The sequence below is a fragment of the Sphingobacterium sp. ML3W genome, assembly GCF_000747525.1.
In the GTDB taxonomy this organism is placed as follows: Bacteria; Bacteroidota; Bacteroidia; order Sphingobacteriales; family Sphingobacteriaceae; genus Sphingobacterium.
This window is the reverse complement of the sequence record NZ_CP009278.1, coordinates 2,892,929-2,911,308: the sequence shown is the minus strand read 5'-3', so window position 1 is coordinate 2,911,308 and position 18,380 is coordinate 2,892,929. Positions and strand designations below refer to the sequence as shown.

Here is an 18,380-nt window from a genome sequence, read left to right as displayed (position 1 = left end):
CGCTGCAGAATTCACTTTTTTTTATATCTTTACAGTTAGTTTTGGCTTTCATAAAAATCTAAACAATCAATGATTAAAAAAATAAATAGTATAGCTGTTGCTGTGCTTTGTTCGCTTTCTATCTTTTCATGTAAACAACAGGCTGTGATCGTTAATCCAGGGGCTGTAGTTAGTATTGATGGTACAGATGATGGTTTGAAAAATGTGAAACGTGATTTTGAAGATGCTACACGTACAAACGAGGGTATCAAATTTACCATTTCTTCGGATTTACTTTTCCCTACAAACTCTTCTTATTTGACTGAAAAGGCTAAATTGGAATTAAGTAAAGTGGCGACACTTTTGAAGGGAAGTAGCAGTAAAATCCGTGTTGATGGCCATACTGATGCGACAGGAACTGTGGAATATAACCAATGGTTGGCAGAGAAAAGGGCTAATTCGGTAAAGAAATTCTTGACGGATGCTGGTATTTCTGGTGCACGCATTTCCGCTAAGGGTATTGGTCAGACTAAACCTGTAGCTGATAATAAAACACCTGAAGGACGTCAAAAAAATAGACGTGTTGAGGTGGTTATCTTAGATGAAAAATAAGACGATCTAATAACATGATATAAAAGGCTTTCCTCAGGAAGGCCTTATTTTATTGTAGCGCCTTCTGCAATTTTTTTTTATTATGCATCTTGAACTGATATCGAGGTTTTTTAGTATATTATTATGTCTCGTATATCCTAGGTTAATCTCGTTCTAGTTTGGCAATGAGACTGGCTTTGACTTGTGTGTAGGCATAATCTTTGGCCTCAGCATATGAAATATCGTATTTACGTTGAAATTTCTTGATTTCAAGTGGGAACTGTTGACTTAGTTTATCGTAATATTTGTCAAGTTCTGCGTGAGTCGGCAAGTTGTAGCTGATTTGTAATTGAAACCTACGTAACAGCGCTTTGTCGATTATTTCCGCATGGTTGGTTGCAGCAATCAATAGGGTTGTTTGAGGAAGATAGTCGATGAGCTGGATCAACGTGTTGACCAAGCGTCTCATTTCACCCACATCCTTGTCGTCGTTGCCCCTTGCTTTGGCAATTTGGTCAAATTCATCTAAAAAAAGAACGGATCGCTCACGCCCTGCCTTATCAAATACCTGTTTGATATTTTGTGATGTTTCTCCAATGCGCGCAGAAACTATCGTGCTGAGGTTGAGAATCAAGATTGGTTTGTCTAGCGCTTGGGCAATGGCCTTGGCAGTGGTGGTCTTCCCGCATCCCGAACTACCATGTAATAAGACTTTATTGTTTACTGGAAGTCCATACTGAAGGAGTTCGGTGCTATAGATGTGCTCTTTTATCAATTGCTGGATGGTATCTTGATTTTCAGTGTGGAGGAAAATATCAGCCAGTTCAGTTTGTTCTTTTTTGTTGATAATCAGTTCAGAAATATTCATGGTGGCAATTTATTAATTTTTCGGATATTTTCGGGAATACATAGTGGAAGAATGACGAATGCTTTACGTCCGCCATCCGCAATAGGTTATTTCCACCAATGATAGTAATTGTGCTGGCCATCATATTAGAATCCACATCGCGGGTGCAATCTATTACCCACATCATTTGTTTTTTCAGTTTCCAACATCAATCCACATGCATCGGTCTCTTCGCTCCAAAGTTTACTGCGATCGATCAAAGCAATGGATAGTCCTTGACCACGGTAATCGGGATGCGTACCGCACGATCATTATCTGACAACGGTGACCTTGACTGTTGAACGAAGTTTGAAATTATTGGCTTTGGCTGAGTTGATCAAGGAGGGAGATCTGAAGCGGCACTTGAAGAAAGCGAAGAAATGCTACCACCAAAGACGCGACTATCTTGATTTGTTATTGCAAAAACAGCTGGGGGATTACCTTACATATGACCTGCCTTCTGGAGCATGGCTATATAGTTGATACTGAGACCTGAATTTTCAATTGAAAAATTGCTGCTTAATTGTTCATTGAAAATTGCTCGAATAGATGTCGAACAGAATGCTTTTCGTTTAGGGTTCGCCTCTTTAACGGAAGATGAATTAAAGCGCGCTGTTTCAGCGCTCAATAAAGCTTTTAATAAAATGGAATAAGCTCGTAGTCATGATGATGTATTTGGAATTGATAAATACCAAAGAATTGATGGTCGTAATCCGAAAAAATATAGCGTGCAATTTTTTTAAAAATGACGCATTTTCCAGTTTATGTGAGGAATAATTTTGTAAATTAGTAGACTTTTGAAAATAGCAATTTAGTGTTATTTTTGTGGTTGTTATGGCTTGATTTTTAGCTGTTTAGAAAAGGATAAAAGAAGAAGGTATGTACATTATATTTGATACGGAAACAACAGGATTGCCCAAACGTTGGGATGCGCCGATTACAGATACTGATAATTGGCCGAGATGTATTCAAATAGCTTGGCAGTTGCACGACGATATGGGTAACCTGCTGGAGCATGAGGATTACTTGATTAAACCAGATGGTTACAATATTCCTTACGATTCCGAGAAAATTCATGGTATATCGACTGAATTGGCTGCCGAACAGGGTGTTCCAATTCAAGACGTATTAGTGAAATTCAATGCTGCATTGGCAAAAGCTAAGTTTGTAGTGGGGCAAAATATTGGTTTTGACCTCAATATCATGGGCTGTGAGTTTTATCGCTATGATGTCGAGTCGCCAATGGGTGATATGGCTATTTTGGATACTTGTACGGAAGTAACTGCAGGCTTACTGCAATTACCTGGAGGTCGTGGTGGTCGATTTAAATTGCCTAATTTAACGGAACTCCATTCTTACCTTTTTGGTGTGCCTTTTGCCGAAGCGCACAACGCTACGGCCGATGTGGAGGCAACAACTCGTTGTTTCTTCGAATTGGTAAGGAGAGAAGTTTTTACCCTTGATCAGTTACAGGCGGATACAGGTTATTTTGTTGATTTTAAGCAAAATAATCCTATTGTAATCCCAACTGTCGGATTGAAGCATGTGAATCTAAAGGCAGCTTCAGATGAAATCCGCAAACGTAATAAACCAAGTGGTGAGCAAAATATCGTCATCGACCATGATGTGTTGAACGATTTTGAAAATGCAGATTTTGCGCATTTGCATAATCACTCTCAATTTTCGGTGCTTCAATCTACAATCTCTATTGCTAATCTGGTAGATACAGCTGCTAAATACCGGATGCCTGCTGTTGCGCTAACGGATCATGGTAATATGATGGGTGCATTTCACTTTGTGTCTAAGGTTGGTGATCATAATAAGGCTGCGAAAGCTAAAAATGAAGAGTTAGAAGCTGCGGGAGAGAGTCCTACTGAGAAGATAATCAAGCCTATTGTTGGCTGTGAGTTTTTCGTATGTGACGACCACTTTGATAAGAAGAGAAAAGATAACGGTTATCAGATTGTCTTTTTGGCTAAGAATAAAAAAGGTTATCATAATCTCGCAAAGATGGCATCTGTAGCCTATACGGAGGGCTTTTATTATGTACCTCGTATCGATAGAAAAGTCGTTGAACAATATAAAGAGGATTTAATCGTCTTGTCGGGTAATTTACAAGGGGAGGTGCCAAATAAGGTGCTCAATATTGGTGAAAATCAAGCTGAGGAAGCTTTGCTTTGGTGGAAAGAGCAATTTGGGTCTGATTTTTACATGGAATTGATGCGCCATGGTCAGGAGGATGAGGATCGGGTAAATACGACTTTGATTAGTTTGGCACGCAAGCATGATGTGAAATTGATTGCGACCAATAATACTTATTATATCAACCAAGCGGATGCACATGCGCATGATATTTTGTTGTGCGTGAAAGACGGTGAAAAGTTAAGTACACCAAAGGGTCGTGGTCGTGGATTTCGTTTTGGATTGCCTAATCAAGAATATTACTTCAAACCTGCTGCAGAAATGAAGAAAATATTTAAAGATGTGCCCGAAGCAATCATCAATATTCAAGATATCGTTGACAAGATTGAGATCTTTACTTTATACCGCGATGTTTTATTGCCTGCATTTGATATTCCTGTGGAGTTTCAGTTTGAAGAGGATCAACAGGACAAAGGTAAAAGGGGAGAAAATAAATACTTAAGGTATCTGACGCTTGAGGGTGCTAAACGCCGTTATAAGGACGGTGTGACCGATGCTATTATGGAGCGCTTGGACTTTGAGTTGACTGTTATTGAAAAGACAGGTTATCCTGGTTATTTCTTAATTGTACAGGATTTTATTGCAGAAGCGCGCAGAATGGGGGTCTCTGTTGGGCCTGGGCGTGGTTCGGCAGCGGGTTCTGCTGTTGCCTATTGTTTAGGTATTACCAATTTAGATCCTATTCAGTATGATTTGCTATTTGAGCGCTTCTTAAACCCGGATCGTGTTTCAATGCCCGATATCGATATTGACTTTGACGATGAGGGACGTGGACGTGTGATGCAGTATGTTATTGATAAATATGGTGCGTCGCAAGTTGCCCAAATTATCACCTATGGTACAATGGCTGCTAAATCTTCTATAAAGGATACTGCGCGGGTATTGGACTTGCCTTTACAGGAGGCTAATGAAATTGCTAAATTGATTCCAAACCTGAAATTGGCCAAGATCTTTAATATGGATGAAAAGGCTTTGAAAGAAACGTTGCGTGCGGATGAATTGGAGGCTGTCAATCGTTTAATAGCCATATCTGAAGGTGCTGGTCTAGAAGCTGAAACCATTAAGCAGGCGCGCGTATTGGAGGGGTCAATGCGTAATACTGGAATCCATGCTTGTGGGGTTATCATCACTCCGGATGACATCACGAATTTTGTTCCGGTTTCGTTGGCAAAAGACTCGGATCTGTATGTGACGCAGTTTGATAACTCGGTGGTTGAGTCTGCAGGATTGCTGAAAATGGATTTTTTGGGTTTGAAAACGTTGACCTTGATTAAGGATACGGTTGCAAATGTTAAACTGAGCAATGGGCTCGAGTTAGATCCGGATGAGTTTCCAATCGATGATTTGTTGACTTACGAGTTATTCCAAAGGGGAGAAACTGTCGGTGTGTTTCAGTATGAGTCACCTGGTATGCAGAAGCATATGAAAGATTTGAGGCCAACTGTGTTTGCCGATTTAATCGCGATGAATGCGCTTTATAGACCCGGTCCAATGGAGAATATTCCGAGTTTTATTAAGCGTAAGCACGGTACGGAACCTATTGTATATGATTTGGATGCTTGCGAAGAGTATCTGCAAGAGACCTACGGTATTAGTGTGTACCAAGAGCAGGTAATGCTTCTTTCGCAAAAATTAGCGGGATTTTCTAAAGGTGATGCCGACGTTTTACGTAAGGCCATGGGAAAAAAGCAAAAGGCTGTCTTGGATAAGATGAAGCCGAAGTTTATTGCCCAAGCAGAGGAAAAAGGTCATAATCCGAAAATTCTGGAAAAAATATGGACCGACTGGGAGGCATTTGCAAGTTACGCCTTTAATAAGTCGCACTCTACCTGTTATGCATGGATCGCTTATCAAACGGCTTATTTGAAAGCACATTTTCCAGCGGAATATATGGCGGCTGTACTTTCTAATAACATGAACGATATTAAGCAGGTCACCTTCTTTATGGAGGAGTGTAAGCGTATGGGATTGGAAGTATTGGCTCCAGATGTAAATGAGTCTCACTATAAGTTTACGGTGAACGACCGTGGTGCAATTCGATTTGGGATGGGTGCTGTAAAAGGTGTTGGGGCAGGAGCAGTAGATACCATTGTACAGACGCGTGCTTCAGGACCTTATAAATCAGTTTTTGATTTAGCAAAACGTATCGATCTACGTGCTGCCAATAAAAAAGCATTTGAGAGTTTGGCTTATGCCGGTGGTTTTGATGGTTTTCAAAATATGCATCGTGCGCAATATTTCCATGCAGAGGATAACTCGACCGGATTGGAGAAGGCAATCAAATTTGCGCAGCGTTTTAAAGAAAATGAAAATTCTGCTCAAGCGAGCTTATTTGGAGGGGAGGGAATGGCAGATCTTCCGGAACCTGTTTTGATGTCGTGTCCACCTTGGGGTCTTATCGAGAAGTTGAAATACGAGAAAGAAGTGATCGGTATTTACCTGACGAGTCATCCTTTGGATAATTATAAATTTGAAATCAAGCATTTCTGTCAGAATAAAGTGAGTGACCTGCAATTGATCAATAAGGTGAAAGCTTCTGAAGTGGAGGAGGATGTTCTGTTAGATTTTAATCGGATCAAAAATAAAGAAGTTGTCATTGGGGGGATTATCGCACTCGCGAATCATCGAATAGCGAAGTCTGGAAAACCTTTTGGCTCATTTATCATTGAGGATTACTCTGATTCTTATGAAATTATGGTATTTGGTGAGGATTATGTGAAGTTTAAAGGTTATTTGGAGGAAGGATATTTTGTTCAACTTCGCGGTTTGGTGCAGGAGCGATTTAAACAGGTGGGTAACTGGGGTTTTGAGATTAAGGCCATTCAGCTATTGTCGGATTTAAGGGAAAAAATGGCGAAAATTTTCACGATAAATATTGCGCTCCCAGCATTGAATGATATCTTTTTAGAAGAGATGAAACAAGTGTTGGATGCAAATGAAATTGAGGGGGTTGTACCTAATTGTCAATTGCGTTTCAAAATTTTCGATCCACAGGATGAAATTTCAATTGAAATGCCATCCAAATTAAAACGTATCAATTTGACAAATGAATTTTTAGATGCGATTGAACGGTTTGAAGGGGTAAATTATCGATTGAATTAAATGTTGTCAATATAATATTACACTTGTATTACGGACATCTTTTTTATATCTCCTTTTTCATAATAGTTCTTGAAGTTAGAGAAGAAATCGATAAAATTGTTTATTTATGACACAATTACAATGGTAAATAAAACAATTTTATCTAAGTTTGTTTAATAAATGAGTAAATAATATTTATCAAATAACTTCGGTTAAAAAAATAAGAGTATGGCTTTAGAAATTACAGATAGCAACTTTGAAGAAGTTGTATTGAAATCGGACAAACCAGTATTAGTTGACTTTTGGGCAGAATGGTGTGGTCCATGTCGTATGGTAGGTCCAATTGTAGAAGAATTGGCAAATGATTACGGTGATAAAGCGGTAATCGGTAAAGTAAACGTGGATGAGAATCCAGAAATATCGGTTCGTTTCGGTATCCGTAACATTCCTGCTTTATTATTCTTCAAAAATGGTGAAATTGTTGATAAACAGATTGGCGCAGTGCCTAAATCGGTTTTAGCTGAAAAATTAGATAAACAAATGTAGTTTTTCTTATATATTTTACAAAAAGGGGGTAAATTTTATATTTACCCCCTTTTTTTTGTCTATTTATTTTGTCATATGTGTATGATTTATATATTTATTTGATTAATTTGAATATTTTGTTTGTTTTTTTAATAATTATAGAGATAGTAGTTGGAAATTACATAAATTTTACCTTAATTTGGTTAATGATTTAAAAATAAAACTAATAATCGATGTTAATATGATATTTATTTCAGTTTTTATAAATTATTTTTAAGTTTAGTTCTTTTTTTTAAGGTTTATGTATAATTTTAGATTTTTTTTAAATATTTATACATGAAATTTCACTTGTTTCTACGGAATATCACTTTTTGTATCTCCGTTTATGCAGTGTGATGGTTATACCGTATTATATTTGATTGTTCGCTCATTTTTTTATGGAAAGTTCTGTTAAAACTTTCCATAAATGAAATGATTATAATCTTCAGAAGCACGTGGTGCAATTTGGAGCATTATTTATAAGATTTCCTTTCAATTTCCCTTTCAATTCTGAAACGCACAACATCGCTCGATGTGTGCGTTTCTTATTTGTGTTAGAATTTAAATAAGTTTATTTGGTCTTTACTTTATGATTGGAATACACTAGGGGTATTTTGTCGTTTTATTATGAGTATGGCAAGTTGGTTTTTCATTAACATGTTTACTTTTTCATAAGTGAGCCTATGTTTAGCAGAAGGCGGTATATGGTAAACTTTTTAGTGTATCAAGCCTGAAATGATATTGATGGTGAGTGCTACTACAAATGTATTGAGTGCGAATGAAAGTAGACCATGGAATAAAACAACTCTTCTAATCTTTCGAGATGATACCTCGACATCTGATACTTGGAATGTACAGCCAAGTACAAATGAGAAATAGGCAAAATCTACATAGTCAGGTTTTTCACTTCCGGGGAAATCCAAGCCTTTTCCAGGGGAGCCTTCGACATAGAATAAATGAGCATAATGAAAAACATAGGTGGTATGGACTAGAAACCAAGAGCTGATGATACTCATAACGCAGATACCAATGCTAAGCCCTTTGGACATGTCGGTTCTAGTATCTGCTATAATAATGAGAAGTACGGCAAATAAGCAAGTGAAGCTAGCCAAAAGTATGAATATGGTAACAAATAAGCGGCTACCATCTTCAGAAGCGGCTTTTTTAATAATCTGAGTCACGGGCATCTGATAAAAGATATACCAGGACAAGGCGCTGTAGCTCATACAGAAGGTTATCCAAAAAAGTAGCGTAGTCATGATTAGATTGATTCCGTACCAGCTGCTGATGGCTACTGTAACTAGGCTGATGGTAAATGAAATTAGGCTTTTTTGAATCGGTGTAAAATCCTGAATTTTATTTTTCAATTTCATGGTTAACAATCAAATTGTACATTCTGTTGGAAGCTGCTCTTCTCGATATCATTATTATTTATCTGAGAAGATAGGATCAGCCTGATACTGTTTTCTTCGTAATCAGTAGGGTCGGAGATAATAAAGTCAAGTTTTCCATCGCGATCGATGTCGCCTACAAACAAAGTTTTGATAAAAGTATGGTTGAATTGCTTGACTTGAAGTATGTTGGTTTCTGTAGATTCATTATGGGAATAGGTGAGTTTATAATTTTTAACATCGTGAAATATTTCTTCGTGACCTTTGTCATTGGTCTGTACCTGTGTACTGGTAATATCTCCATAGCCTTTCAATTGATACTTCTGGCTATTGAAATTATATATTACACTTTCTCCGGGCCAGACTTCTGCTTGGATTATTTTTAGGTGGTCGACTTCTCCAGATTTTAAAAATGGGAAATTGAGGAATAGGATCGAATTCCGTTTTGAAACTACAGTTTTGGTTTCAACTTCCGCACACTCATTATAGCCATCTTCAATCTTATAATCTAGGGGCGCTAAATGATAATGCCCATTTTCTTCGTATAGATCAAGCCAATTCTCATCTAATATTTTGCTTGGATCTTCCATGCCTTCAAAAATACGGTAAGTATCAATCATGAAAATGGATGGACTGAAATTGGTAGCTGATGGTTTGTCACCAACGGCAAGTCCTTGACTTGAGCTATCAATGGGTGGGCTTGCAACGCTATCTAATGCGGCATTTTGTCTGACTTGGGTATTTTGTTGACAAGATTGAAAAGTCAGGACAAAAAATAGGATTGGAAGGCTTATATATTTCATCGTGCATTATATTATATAATAAACATAGATAAATTTGCTTAGATACGCAATATAATTGCGAGGATATAAAAGTAAATTGACTCTATGTAGTGACTATTTATAAATTATAATGCACGATGTAAGTCTAACTTTTAATTTGTAAGTGCTTCTTTTAATAAGCTAAATGACTCAAGGCATTTTTGATCGTCATAAATATACGATATGACCATAAGCTCGTCAATTTGGAGTTCTTCGATGAAGGGCTCTAATTGTCTTCTGATAGTTTCTTTGTCGCCAATAAAACTACAGGCAAGCATATTGTCTGCCGCTTGTTCAATGCTCGGAATACCTTTGTATATGACTTCGAAAGTGGGTGGTGATAAAGGCGCTCTCGTGTTGGTCAAGATACCTGCAAATAGATTTTTGACACTGGTAGATTGTAATTGCGCTTCTTCGTTTGTTTTGGCAGCAATAACATTGACACAAACGATGAAATATGGAGCAGAAAGCGTTTCTGAGGGTTTGAAGTTTTGATGGTAAATGGCACTGGCTTGAGCAAGCTGCGCTGGCGCAAAATGTGCGGCAAATGCGTAAGGTAGACCTAAGCTAGCAGCTAAATAGGCACTATCTGTACTTGAACCCAGTATATATAGGGGAACGTTTAAACCTTCGGCAGGAAAAGCACGCACTTTAGCATCAGCATTGTCATCGCTGAAGTATTGTTGCAATGCTGCTACGTCTTGTGGAAATTGGTAAGCTGTATTGAAATTGTTCCGACGTAAAGCCATTGCTGTTTCTTGATCCGTCCCCGGGGCTCTTCCTAAGCCCAAGTCGATGCGATTTGGAAACAAGGTCTCTAAAGTGCCGAATTGTTCAGCAATGACCAATGGAGAATGATTAGGCAACATGATACCGCCTGAACCGACACGGATCGTTTTGGTATTGGCTGCGATATGTTGAATAATCAAAGAAGTAGCCGAACTGGCGATATATTCCATGTTATGGTGTTCAGCTACCCAAATTCTCTTATATCCAATCTCCTCAATATGTTGCGCTATTGTAATTGTTCTGTTGTATGCTTCTGATGTTGTGCAACCTTTTTTGATTGGCGCAAGATCTAAAGCTGATAAAGCAATATTTCTCATATTTTAAAATTATGCTTTATTTTAGAAAACTATGTAATGCTATTGTCGATTTCATAGTTTCGTGTCGCATGGATGACAATTAAGGTGCCGGTAGCATCTGTAGTAAAGAAACTGTGCTTCATACCCCCATCTGCAATTTTAAATTTCTTTTTCAGAACTTCTGTTTTCAAAGGGAAATTTTTAGCTACTGCATTGGTCTTGATCTTCTCTTTTGATTTTTTGAAGTTTGTAAATGGTATGACTTCGGTGATGTCGTAGATCTTGCCTAAAAAATCTGGTCTATACCTGTTTGAGGTATAGAGGTGTGTATGCTGATGTAGTTTTTTGAGGTCAAATGCTGCTGCTGTACTTTTGAAAGCACCGGCTTTGGTTAAGCATACATCAGGTTCGTATAGGTACTGTAAAGGTGTGGAGTAATCAACTGTTGTTGCAGACTCGAGCTGTTGGTTAAAGGTGAACTTTTGAACGTTATCACCAAAAATACGTACTGCGGTAATATCAGGTTGTCCGGAAAATTCTTTTTCTTGAATGAACAAGAGCTCTTTGCAGTCGTTGTTTAGACTGATTACGTATATTCCGCTGACATGTTCCAATTCGGAAAGTGCTGCTGTAATGTCTAAAAGAGGCGCGACCTTAGTTATGATATGCGATGCTTTTTCTAAGAATGATTTCTGCAGCTTAACGATATTAGGCTCACAGTCACTCAGCATGAAGACTTTTTGCTGGGCAACTCTTCGAGATGGGTCTATGTAAATGTAGTCTACTTTAAGGTCTTTTTTTTCAGCAATATAGCCAACCCCATCTGAAGCGATAACTTCGATATTTCCAGCATTTAATTGGGTCGCATTGTATTGCGATATGGTTGCTAAAGTACTGTTGATCTCGCAAGATATCACTTTTGTTGCTTCTTTTGAAAAGTAATAATCATCGACACCGAAACCACTGGTGATATCAATCAATGTGCTACCTTTTGTGATTAAAGATGCTTTAAAATGCGCTGTTTTTTCCGAAGAGCATTGCTCTAAATTCAATTTGTCAGGGTAGTAAATGGCTGCAGTTTCAGCCCATAAGGGTATTTTTTTTCGACACCTTTGCTTCCCGTCTATTTGTGAAGCGAGCTCGGAGGATGTAATTCCTTCAAAAGGAGATTTTTTTAATGCAAGCTGAGCGGAAGATTCACCTTCATGTTGATTTATAAAATCTTGAACTTCCTTTTGAAGGATACGTGTATTCATCTATATTTTTTTTACGAGTAGCTGGCAGGTGTATGTATCTTTAAGCTCACTGATGACTTCTTTATTAATCAATACACGATTGATTGTTTCTTGGTTGTAATATCGGATTGTGATCAATTCCAGACCAGTTTCAATATTGACTTTGAACTTTTTCTTGAGTTCTTCCAATACATCGATCAGGTTTTGGCCGGTATCATCTACAGCAACTGAGAAATTGATGGCACTGTTGTGCATCATATTGATCTTGATCCGAAATTGGTGGAATAGATTGAAAATATCCCGGAGATTATCTTCCACAATAAATGAAAAGTCACGCGGTGATATCGATACCAAGATCTGATTGACTTTAAAGATAAAGGATGGGACAGGTAGTGAAGCATTTGTGCTCTTGATTTTTGTACCCGGTAGTTCTGGATTTAAAAATGAACGAACATTGAGCTGTATATTTTTATTTTGGAGTGGTTTTATCGTTTTTGGATGTATTACCGTTGCTCCATAGTAAGTCAGTTCAATGGCATCCGTGTATGATAACTCGGGTATCAATTCTGTTTTTTCAAACCATTTTGGGTCAGCGTTCAATACGCCAGGAACGTCTTTCCAGATGGTGACATATTCGGCATTCAAGCAAGATGCAAAAATAGCTGCTGAATAGTCTGAGCCTTCTCGTCCTAGAGTAGTGGTGAAATTTTCAGATGTAGAGCCTATAAAGCCTTGTGTGACTGCAATATATTCATCCAATATTGAGGGGATTTCTGTTCGAATTATTTCCTCGGTTTTTTCCCAGTTCACTTGTGCTTCTGTATAGGTATTGTCGGTCATGATATAATTACGCGCATCTAACCATTTGGATTTTTCTCCGATATGATGTAAGTATGCTGCAAGTATTTTAGACGAAACAAGTTCTCCTGTAGAAACAATCTGATCGAATAAATAATCAAAGGGATCTTGTGGATCTTCTTCAAGTATCCATTCGATTTCTACAAAACAGTTGGCAATTTCATCAAAAATAGGATGATTATGATCATCAAATAAATCAGATAAAATGGTGAAATGAAATGCTTTGGCCTTTTCTAGAATTTCAAACGCTTTACCTGTATGATGGTAATACGCTTTTGTAACTTCTTCTAACAAATTGGTTGTTTTTCCCATGGCCGAAACTACGACCAATAGTGCGTCAACTTTATAGTTAGAAATAATATGTGCTGAATTTTTTACACTTTCAGCATCTTTGACTGATGCGCCACCAAATTTAAAAACTTGCATCGATTTGTTGAGGTTGATTGCTAATTAATACTGTTGATATATTCTAATCCCTTATTTGAAATCAAGTGTTTGATATCCGTATAGGGGACTTGTAAGGTTGTGTTACCTCCAGAGTAAGGTTTGATTTCATAAACATTGTAATAGAACAATAGGCCTTCTTTGTTTAAGGCAAAATTATTGGCAAGCGTAAACTTACCGCCTTCAAAAAAGAACTTATCGTTTAAGGATTCGGTTTCGGATAACTTTTCCGATTTTCGAAAATACCCTTCAGCAATTTTAATCAATTCTTTCTGGTTTTGAGGGGCAACGATATCCGCTAATGCTATCTTTTGATCCGTATGGATGTCAAAATGATTGAATAGGGTAAAGTGATCACCGTGTGCTCCGCCAGTATATTCAGATTGATTGGTGATAATACTGATAAATTTAGGTGTGTTTTGATAAACGTTAGCTTGTAAATTGCGAAACCATGTTGATGAAGATTGTCCATTGTTTTCTTCTACATATTCATCATATGCATCAACAAACCTTTTCGCAGCCACACTGATTAGAGAGTCACCATCTAAATTAATGGATGTACTCAACAAAGTATTGATCAGTGTGTCTTTAAATTGCGGATACTGTGCCTTAAAATAGGTAGTGTCTATTTTTTCGCCATCTTTCATGAAAAACTTACTATACCTATGTACCTCCTTCATATCATAATGAAGGGTATCTCCACTCATTGCTTCTTGGATTTTTGATGTATGTTCATTGGTACATGAAGTACTGCTGAACAAAGCAAAAATCACATATAGGTTTAAATAGTATTTTGGTTTCATTAAACTTAACCGTCCTTTTCTCTTTAATATGTTATCGATACATTAATCCATTCGGCATCGAAATCAGCTTTATATTTTTTATAAAATTGAATAGCAGGTTCATTCCAGTCTAACACCTGCCAAACCATGCCCTGATATCCTTTTGATTTACCAAAATTAAGAGTTTCTTCGAAAAGTTGTTTGCCAATTCCATAGCCACGCATACTTTCTGTCACAATTAGATCTTCAAGATAAAGTCTTCTTCCTTTCCAAGTGGAATAACGAATGTAATATAGTGAAATTCCGACAATTTTCCCATCTAATTCTGCAACAAAAGCTCCCCAAATAGGATTTTCTCCAAAACCTGCATCGATAAACTCTTGCATTGAGACAGTTACGGCATCGGATGCTTTTTCTAAAATTGCAAGCTCGCGGATTAATTCTAGCATCGCAGGGCAGTCAGCCTCTACAGCATATCTAATAATAGCTTTAGTCATTGTTTTTTAAATGTTTGATTACACGTTTACCAAAAATAGTACTTCCAAGTCTAACCATCGTAGAACCTTTTTCTATTGCTAATTTGTAATCCGATGACATGCCCATGGATAGGGTGTCGAAATTTTCATTTTTGCGATAGAAACTTGCCTTGATACCATCATAAAGGGATTTCAATTCATAAAATTCTTCTTTTATTTCTTTTTCGTTCTCCGTATTCGTGGCTATACCCATTAATCCACGGATATTGATGTGTTTTAAAGCCAAAAACTCTTCGTCGCGTAACATTTCAACCAATTCGATATGATCAAAACCAAACTTCGTATCTTCTTCAGCAATATCAACCTGCAATAAGCAATCAATCGTACGTTTGTTTTTAGCTGCTTGTTTATCTATTTCTTTTAATAGTTTGAAAGAATCAACTGAGTGGATCAAAGTGACAAATGGTGCTATATATTTTACTTTGTTCGATTGAAGGTGGCCAATGAGGTGCCATTCAATGTCTTTCGGTAGGGATTCGTATTTTTCAACAAGCTCTTGAACTAGATTTTCACCAAAAACACGCTGCCCAGCTTCATAGGCTTTCATGATATCTTCATTTGGTTTTGTTTTTGATACAGCGACTAGCTGAACGCCCAGCGCCTTAACTTCTAAATTAATCGCTTCTAGGTTACTTGCAATACTCATGATAATTGTATATTTAAGAATTCAAAGGGTGACAAATGTCAGGCCTTTTTATAAATTTGTACAAAATTACGAAATGCAACGATTAATACTGAATGTACTTACGCTGATTTTTTTATTTGTTTCTTGTAAAAGTACGAATGAGAAAGATATTATTCCAAAAAAGGATTTTGTGAAGGTCTTAACGGAGATTTATACTACTGATGCTTATCTGTCAACTTTAAGTCAGGATAGTGCTAAGCGTGTTATTTTTTCGCTATATGACCACACTTTCAAAAAATATGCGTTAGATTCTACAAGTTTCAAGGAGAATTTGTCATTTTATGCGAGCGATGCCGAATCGATGAATAAAATATACGATGAAGTGGGGGGAAATCTGAAAAAGATGAATGAGGGCTATATGAAAATCGAAAAGGAAAAGAACGACGCCATCCGCAGGAAAGATTCTATCCAAAATGCTTTTATTCAAGATAGTTTATTGCGAGTCCGAAATTGGGTAGAATTATATGAATTTCAGAAAAAAATGATTTTGAATTATAAACCGGATAGTGTTCGCTTTGATTATAAAAAGGCAGCCCGTGTGTTTTTTGAAGGAACAGGGTTAAAAGGTGGGTATAATTTGGGTACATTTTTGATGAAAGCAGACAGCCTACATGCGATTCCGAAATTGGATTCAACAGTTGTTGTTAAAGCTGATTCGATAGCTGTTTCAAAAATTGAAAATAAATCTACGAATAGGGCCAAGGAAGGAGATAAGATGCCACTAAAAGAAGCGCCAAAACCAAGATCGAATGAGAAAGAGGTTAAAAAATCTAGTAATCCTCCCATTTTATTGGATAGAAATAACGGCAATAGGCTGAATTCATTAGATGCTAAGCCGGTTAAATAATACGAATATAAAACATGATTTATCCTAATAACGCAAGTGATAAGCTCGGTTTTGCCGAGATTAAGGAGTTGATAAAACAAAAATGTATCAGTGAGTCGGGGCGTAATTTGGTTGATAAAATACAACCGCAAACTCGATTTGATCAGATAGATAAATTTTTACGTCAAACAAATGAATTCAAGGATCTATTGACTAGCGATGACGCGCTACCAGTAGATCATCTATATCCCATCCGGACTTTAGTTGAAAAAGCAAGAGTTGAAGGTGCTTTTTTAATGGAAGAGGAGTTCCATCGTGTTCTTCTTTCATTGAAAACTGTTTACGCCATTATTCGATATTTTAATGATCGAGAGGGGCAGTACCCAAATTTAGAATTACTTTTTGAACATCTTCCAATAGAGAAACAGATCATACGTGATATCGAGATGATCATTGATGACCGCGGTAAAATGAAGCACAATGCTTCTCGCCTTTTACTAGATCTTTCTCAAGGTATTTTGAAAGCAGAACAAGAGGCACGTAAGCGGATTGATATTATTTTTAAGACTGCACAAAATAGTGGTTGGACGGCAGATGGCAATTTAACTATCAGGGATGGTCGACTTTGTATTCCTATTTTAGCGGAGAACAAACGTAAGCTAAAGGGGCTTATTCACGATGAGTCTGCTACAGGTCAAACAGCTTATATAGAGCCAGAAGAGGTGTTTCACCTCAATAATAAAGTGAGAGATCTAGAGTTTGAACGTAGACGTGAGGTGATTCGAATTCTTGTTGAATTGACGTCCAAACTCAGACCGCATATCCCGTTGATGTTATCTTACGATGGCTTATTGACAAAGGTGGATTTTGTACGTTCAAAGGCTATGTTCGCTTTGGATATTGGGGCGGAAATGCCTGAATTATCGAAAGAGCCAGAGATTGACCTTGTGAATGCTCGTCACCCATTGCTTTCTTTGCATGCCCAACAGGAACGGACGACAATTGTGCCCCTGAATATTAAGATTGATGAGATACAAAGGGTCATTGTGGTTTCAGGACCTAACGCTGGTGGTAAATCGGTCTGTATGAAAACTGTAGGTTTGATGCAATTGATGTTGCAATCGGGTTTGTTGATACCGGCTGATGCCAATTCAAAATTAGGGGTCTTCAAACAAATATTTGCAGATATTGGTGATGATCAATCGATAGAGAGTGATTTGAGTACTTATAGTGCGCATCTCTCTAAGATGAAATACTTTACTGAGTTTGCAAATGCGCGTACTTTGGTTTTGATCGATGAATTTGGTACTGGTACAGACCCATTGTTTGGTGGCCCAATTGCAGAGGCAGTTTTAGAAACGTTGAATAAGAAAAACATTCGTGGTGTAGTGACTACCCATTATTCTAATTTGAAAGTTTTTGCTAATCAGACTACAGGATTGGAGAATGCATCGATGTTGTTTGATAATGTGGCTATGAAACCGCTTTATATTTTGCAAATCGGTAAACCTGGTAGTTCTTACGCTTTTGAAATTGCGCAAAAAATAGGATTGAATAAGGAAATTATTCATTTAGCTAAAATGAAAGTAGGAAACCACCAGAAAAAGGTCGATACACTTTTGGTGGATTTGGAGCGCGAGAAGAAAGAGATATTCGATACCAAGGTGGCGATAACGAAAAGAGAAAAAGAGTTAATTCGTATCAAATCTGATTATGAAGAGTTGCAGTCTTATTTGGAAGATAATAAAAAAGTTATTCTGAAGAAGGCAAAAGAGGAAGCGCAGTCACTAATTAAACAGTCTAATAAATTAATCGAAAATACGGTAGCTGAAATTAAATTGGCACAGGCCGACAAAGAAAAAACTAAACTTATAAGGGCGAAATTGGATAGTTCATTTTCTACTATGCTACCCAAGGATAAGAAGATAGAGAAGAAGCCAGTCGCGGTTGTGGATCTTAACGAGCAAATTGCTGTTGGAGATTGGGTGAAGATCATTGATTCGGATAACGAAGCTGTTGTACTGGAGATTGCTAAGAATAATTTGATATTGGCTATGGGAGAGTTGAGGACAGTTCAGAAGCGAAAAAATGTCATTAAATTAGCGGGAAAAGACTTGAAAAAAGCTGCAAAGGCTGGGTCGAAGACCCTTTCAGCACATGCTGTTGCAGATTTTAATCCAGAAATTGACCTTCGTGGTATGCGAACAGAAGATGCGCTGTACGAGTTGGAAAAGGTGCTGGATAGGGCAGTAATGATTGGTTACCCATCGTTGAAAATTATCCATGGTAAGGGTGATGGAATCCTTCGTAAATTTATTCGAGACTATCTAAGGAAATATAGTCATGTCTCTCGATTCGAAGATGAACATCAGGATCGTGGTGGGGATGGTATTACATACGCTTATTTATAATAA

General features: G+C 37.4%; 16 protein-coding genes. 5 read left to right on the top strand and 11 right to left on the bottom strand.

The features are described from left to right. Nucleotides 1-69 precede the first annotated feature (69 nt). Nucleotides 70-591, top strand: a complete 522-nt coding sequence (locus KO02_RS12460; protein WP_235212251.1) for an OmpA family protein — start codon at nucleotides 70-72, stop codon at nucleotides 589-591. A gap of 142 nt (nucleotides 592-733) precedes the next feature. Here the strand turns inward: KO02_RS12460 and KO02_RS12455 are convergent, their stop codons facing one another. From KO02_RS12455 to KO02_RS23585, 3 genes are all read right to left on the bottom strand, one after another. Beyond that, on the bottom strand, nucleotides 734-1,438 hold the full coding sequence (locus KO02_RS12455; protein WP_038698761.1) for an AAA family ATPase: 705 nt from the start codon (nucleotides 1,436-1,438) through the stop codon (nucleotides 734-736). 125 nt (nucleotides 1,439-1,563) lie between these two features. Beyond that, nucleotides 1,564-1,677: a hypothetical protein gene (locus tag KO02_RS23325; protein WP_235212250.1), complete on the bottom strand. Its 114-nt coding sequence runs from the start codon at nucleotides 1,675-1,677 to the stop codon at nucleotides 1,564-1,566. Between the two features lie 221 nt (nucleotides 1,678-1,898). Further along, nucleotides 1,899-2,084, bottom strand: coding sequence for a hypothetical protein (locus KO02_RS23585; protein WP_144243319.1), 186 nt, complete (start codon nucleotides 2,082-2,084; stop codon nucleotides 1,899-1,901). A gap of 251 nt (nucleotides 2,085-2,335) precedes the next feature. On the opposite strand from KO02_RS23585, the gene dnaE reads away from it, so the two are divergent. After that, nucleotides 2,336-6,760 carry a DNA polymerase III subunit alpha gene (gene dnaE / locus KO02_RS12445; RefSeq protein ID WP_038698757.1) on the top strand — a complete coding sequence of 1,475 codons (4,425 nt, stop codon included), beginning with the start codon at nucleotides 2,336-2,338 and terminating at the stop codon, nucleotides 6,758-6,760. A gap of 207 nt (nucleotides 6,761-6,967) precedes the next feature. Continuing rightward, nucleotides 6,968-7,285, top strand: coding sequence for a thioredoxin (trxA, locus tag KO02_RS12440; RefSeq protein ID WP_038698755.1), 318 nt, complete (start codon nucleotides 6,968-6,970; stop codon nucleotides 7,283-7,285). 734 nt (nucleotides 7,286-8,019) lie between these two features. Here the strand turns inward: trxA and KO02_RS12435 are convergent. The 8 genes from KO02_RS12435 to KO02_RS12400 all read right to left on the bottom strand — a co-directional run bounded on the left by KO02_RS12435 (nucleotide 8,020) and on the right by KO02_RS12400 (nucleotide 15,101). Then, a complete protein-coding gene (locus tag KO02_RS12435; RefSeq protein WP_038698753.1) occupies nucleotides 8,020-8,676 on the bottom strand; it encodes a DUF1345 domain-containing protein in 657 nt (218 codons plus the stop codon). Between the two features lie 2 nt (nucleotides 8,677-8,678). Then, on the bottom strand, nucleotides 8,679-9,497 hold the full coding sequence (locus KO02_RS22800) for a hypothetical protein (protein WP_051959905.1): 819 nt from the start codon (nucleotides 9,495-9,497) through the stop codon (nucleotides 8,679-8,681). A gap of 131 nt (nucleotides 9,498-9,628) precedes the next feature. Then, a complete protein-coding gene (locus tag KO02_RS12425) occupies nucleotides 9,629-10,621 on the bottom strand; it encodes an LLM class flavin-dependent oxidoreductase (protein WP_038698751.1) in 993 nt (330 codons plus the stop codon). Nucleotides 10,622-10,650: 29 nt separating this feature from the next. Next, nucleotides 10,651-11,856 carry a class I SAM-dependent methyltransferase gene (locus tag KO02_RS12420; RefSeq protein WP_038698750.1) on the bottom strand — a complete coding sequence of 402 codons (1,206 nt, stop codon included), beginning with the start codon at nucleotides 11,854-11,856 and terminating at the stop codon, nucleotides 10,651-10,653. Then, nucleotides 11,857-13,119 (bottom strand): aspartate kinase, encoded by a 1,263-nt coding sequence (locus tag KO02_RS12415; RefSeq protein ID WP_038698748.1) that lies wholly within the window; start codon nucleotides 13,117-13,119, stop codon nucleotides 11,857-11,859. Between the two features lie 20 nt (nucleotides 13,120-13,139). Next, nucleotides 13,140-13,940: a DUF3298 and DUF4163 domain-containing protein gene (locus KO02_RS12410; RefSeq protein ID WP_038698746.1), complete on the bottom strand. Its 801-nt coding sequence runs from the start codon at nucleotides 13,938-13,940 to the stop codon at nucleotides 13,140-13,142. Between the two features lie 23 nt (nucleotides 13,941-13,963). Then, the gene (locus KO02_RS12405; RefSeq protein WP_038698744.1) at nucleotides 13,964-14,416 is read right to left on the bottom strand and encodes a GNAT family N-acetyltransferase; all 453 of its coding nucleotides are present in this window, start codon (nucleotides 14,414-14,416) and stop codon (nucleotides 13,964-13,966) included. Beyond that, nucleotides 14,409-15,101: a YggS family pyridoxal phosphate-dependent enzyme gene (locus tag KO02_RS12400; protein ID WP_038698742.1), complete on the bottom strand. Its 693-nt coding sequence runs from the start codon at nucleotides 15,099-15,101 to the stop codon at nucleotides 14,409-14,411. Before KO02_RS12400 ends, KO02_RS12405 begins: the two co-directional genes overlap by 8 nt. 73 nt (nucleotides 15,102-15,174) lie before the next feature. On the opposite strand from KO02_RS12400, the gene KO02_RS12395 reads away from it, so the two are divergent. After that, on the top strand, nucleotides 15,175-15,987 hold the full coding sequence (locus KO02_RS12395; RefSeq protein WP_158500288.1) for a DUF4296 domain-containing protein: 813 nt from the start codon (nucleotides 15,175-15,177) through the stop codon (nucleotides 15,985-15,987). 14 nt (nucleotides 15,988-16,001) lie between these two features. Next, nucleotides 16,002-18,377, top strand: a complete 2,376-nt coding sequence (locus KO02_RS12390; protein ID WP_038698738.1) for an endonuclease MutS2 — start codon at nucleotides 16,002-16,004, stop codon at nucleotides 18,375-18,377. Nucleotides 18,378-18,380 lie beyond the last annotated feature (3 nt).

What these genes read in the sequence shown, in the direction of transcription:
- KO02_RS12460 (WP_235212251.1), top strand. Translation starts at nt 70, where the DNA reads ATGATTAAAAAAATAAATAGTATAGCTGTTGCTGTGCTTTGTTCGCTT.
- KO02_RS12455 (WP_038698761.1), bottom strand. Translation starts at nt 1,438, where the DNA reads ATGAATATTTCTGAACTGATTATCAACAAAAAAGAACAAACTGAACTG.
- dnaE (WP_038698757.1), top strand. Translation starts at nt 2,336, where the DNA reads ATGTACATTATATTTGATACGGAAACAACAGGATTGCCCAAACGTTGG.
- trxA (WP_038698755.1), top strand. Translation starts at nt 6,968, where the DNA reads ATGGCTTTAGAAATTACAGATAGCAACTTTGAAGAAGTTGTATTGAAA.
- KO02_RS12435 (WP_038698753.1), bottom strand. Translation starts at nt 8,676, where the DNA reads ATGAAATTGAAAAATAAAATTCAGGATTTTACACCGATTCAAAAAAGC.
- KO02_RS22800 (WP_051959905.1), bottom strand. Translation starts at nt 9,497, where the DNA reads ATGAAATATATAAGCCTTCCAATCCTATTTTTTGTCCTGACTTTTCAA.
- KO02_RS12425 (WP_038698751.1), bottom strand. Translation starts at nt 10,621, where the DNA reads ATGAGAAATATTGCTTTATCAGCTTTAGATCTTGCGCCAATCAAAAAA.
- KO02_RS12420 (WP_038698750.1), bottom strand. Translation starts at nt 11,856, where the DNA reads ATGAATACACGTATCCTTCAAAAGGAAGTTCAAGATTTTATAAATCAA.
- KO02_RS12415 (WP_038698748.1), bottom strand. Translation starts at nt 13,119, where the DNA reads ATGCAAGTTTTTAAATTTGGTGGCGCATCAGTCAAAGATGCTGAAAGT.
- KO02_RS12410 (WP_038698746.1), bottom strand. Translation starts at nt 13,940, where the DNA reads ATGAAACCAAAATACTATTTAAACCTATATGTGATTTTTGCTTTGTTC.
- KO02_RS12405 (WP_038698744.1), bottom strand. Translation starts at nt 14,416, where the DNA reads ATGACTAAAGCTATTATTAGATATGCTGTAGAGGCTGACTGCCCTGCG.
- KO02_RS12400 (WP_038698742.1), bottom strand. Translation starts at nt 15,101, where the DNA reads ATGAGTATTGCAAGTAACCTAGAAGCGATTAATTTAGAAGTTAAGGCG.
- KO02_RS12395 (WP_158500288.1), top strand. Translation starts at nt 15,175, where the DNA reads ATGCAACGATTAATACTGAATGTACTTACGCTGATTTTTTTATTTGTT.
- KO02_RS12390 (WP_038698738.1), top strand. Translation starts at nt 16,002, where the DNA reads ATGATTTATCCTAATAACGCAAGTGATAAGCTCGGTTTTGCCGAGATT.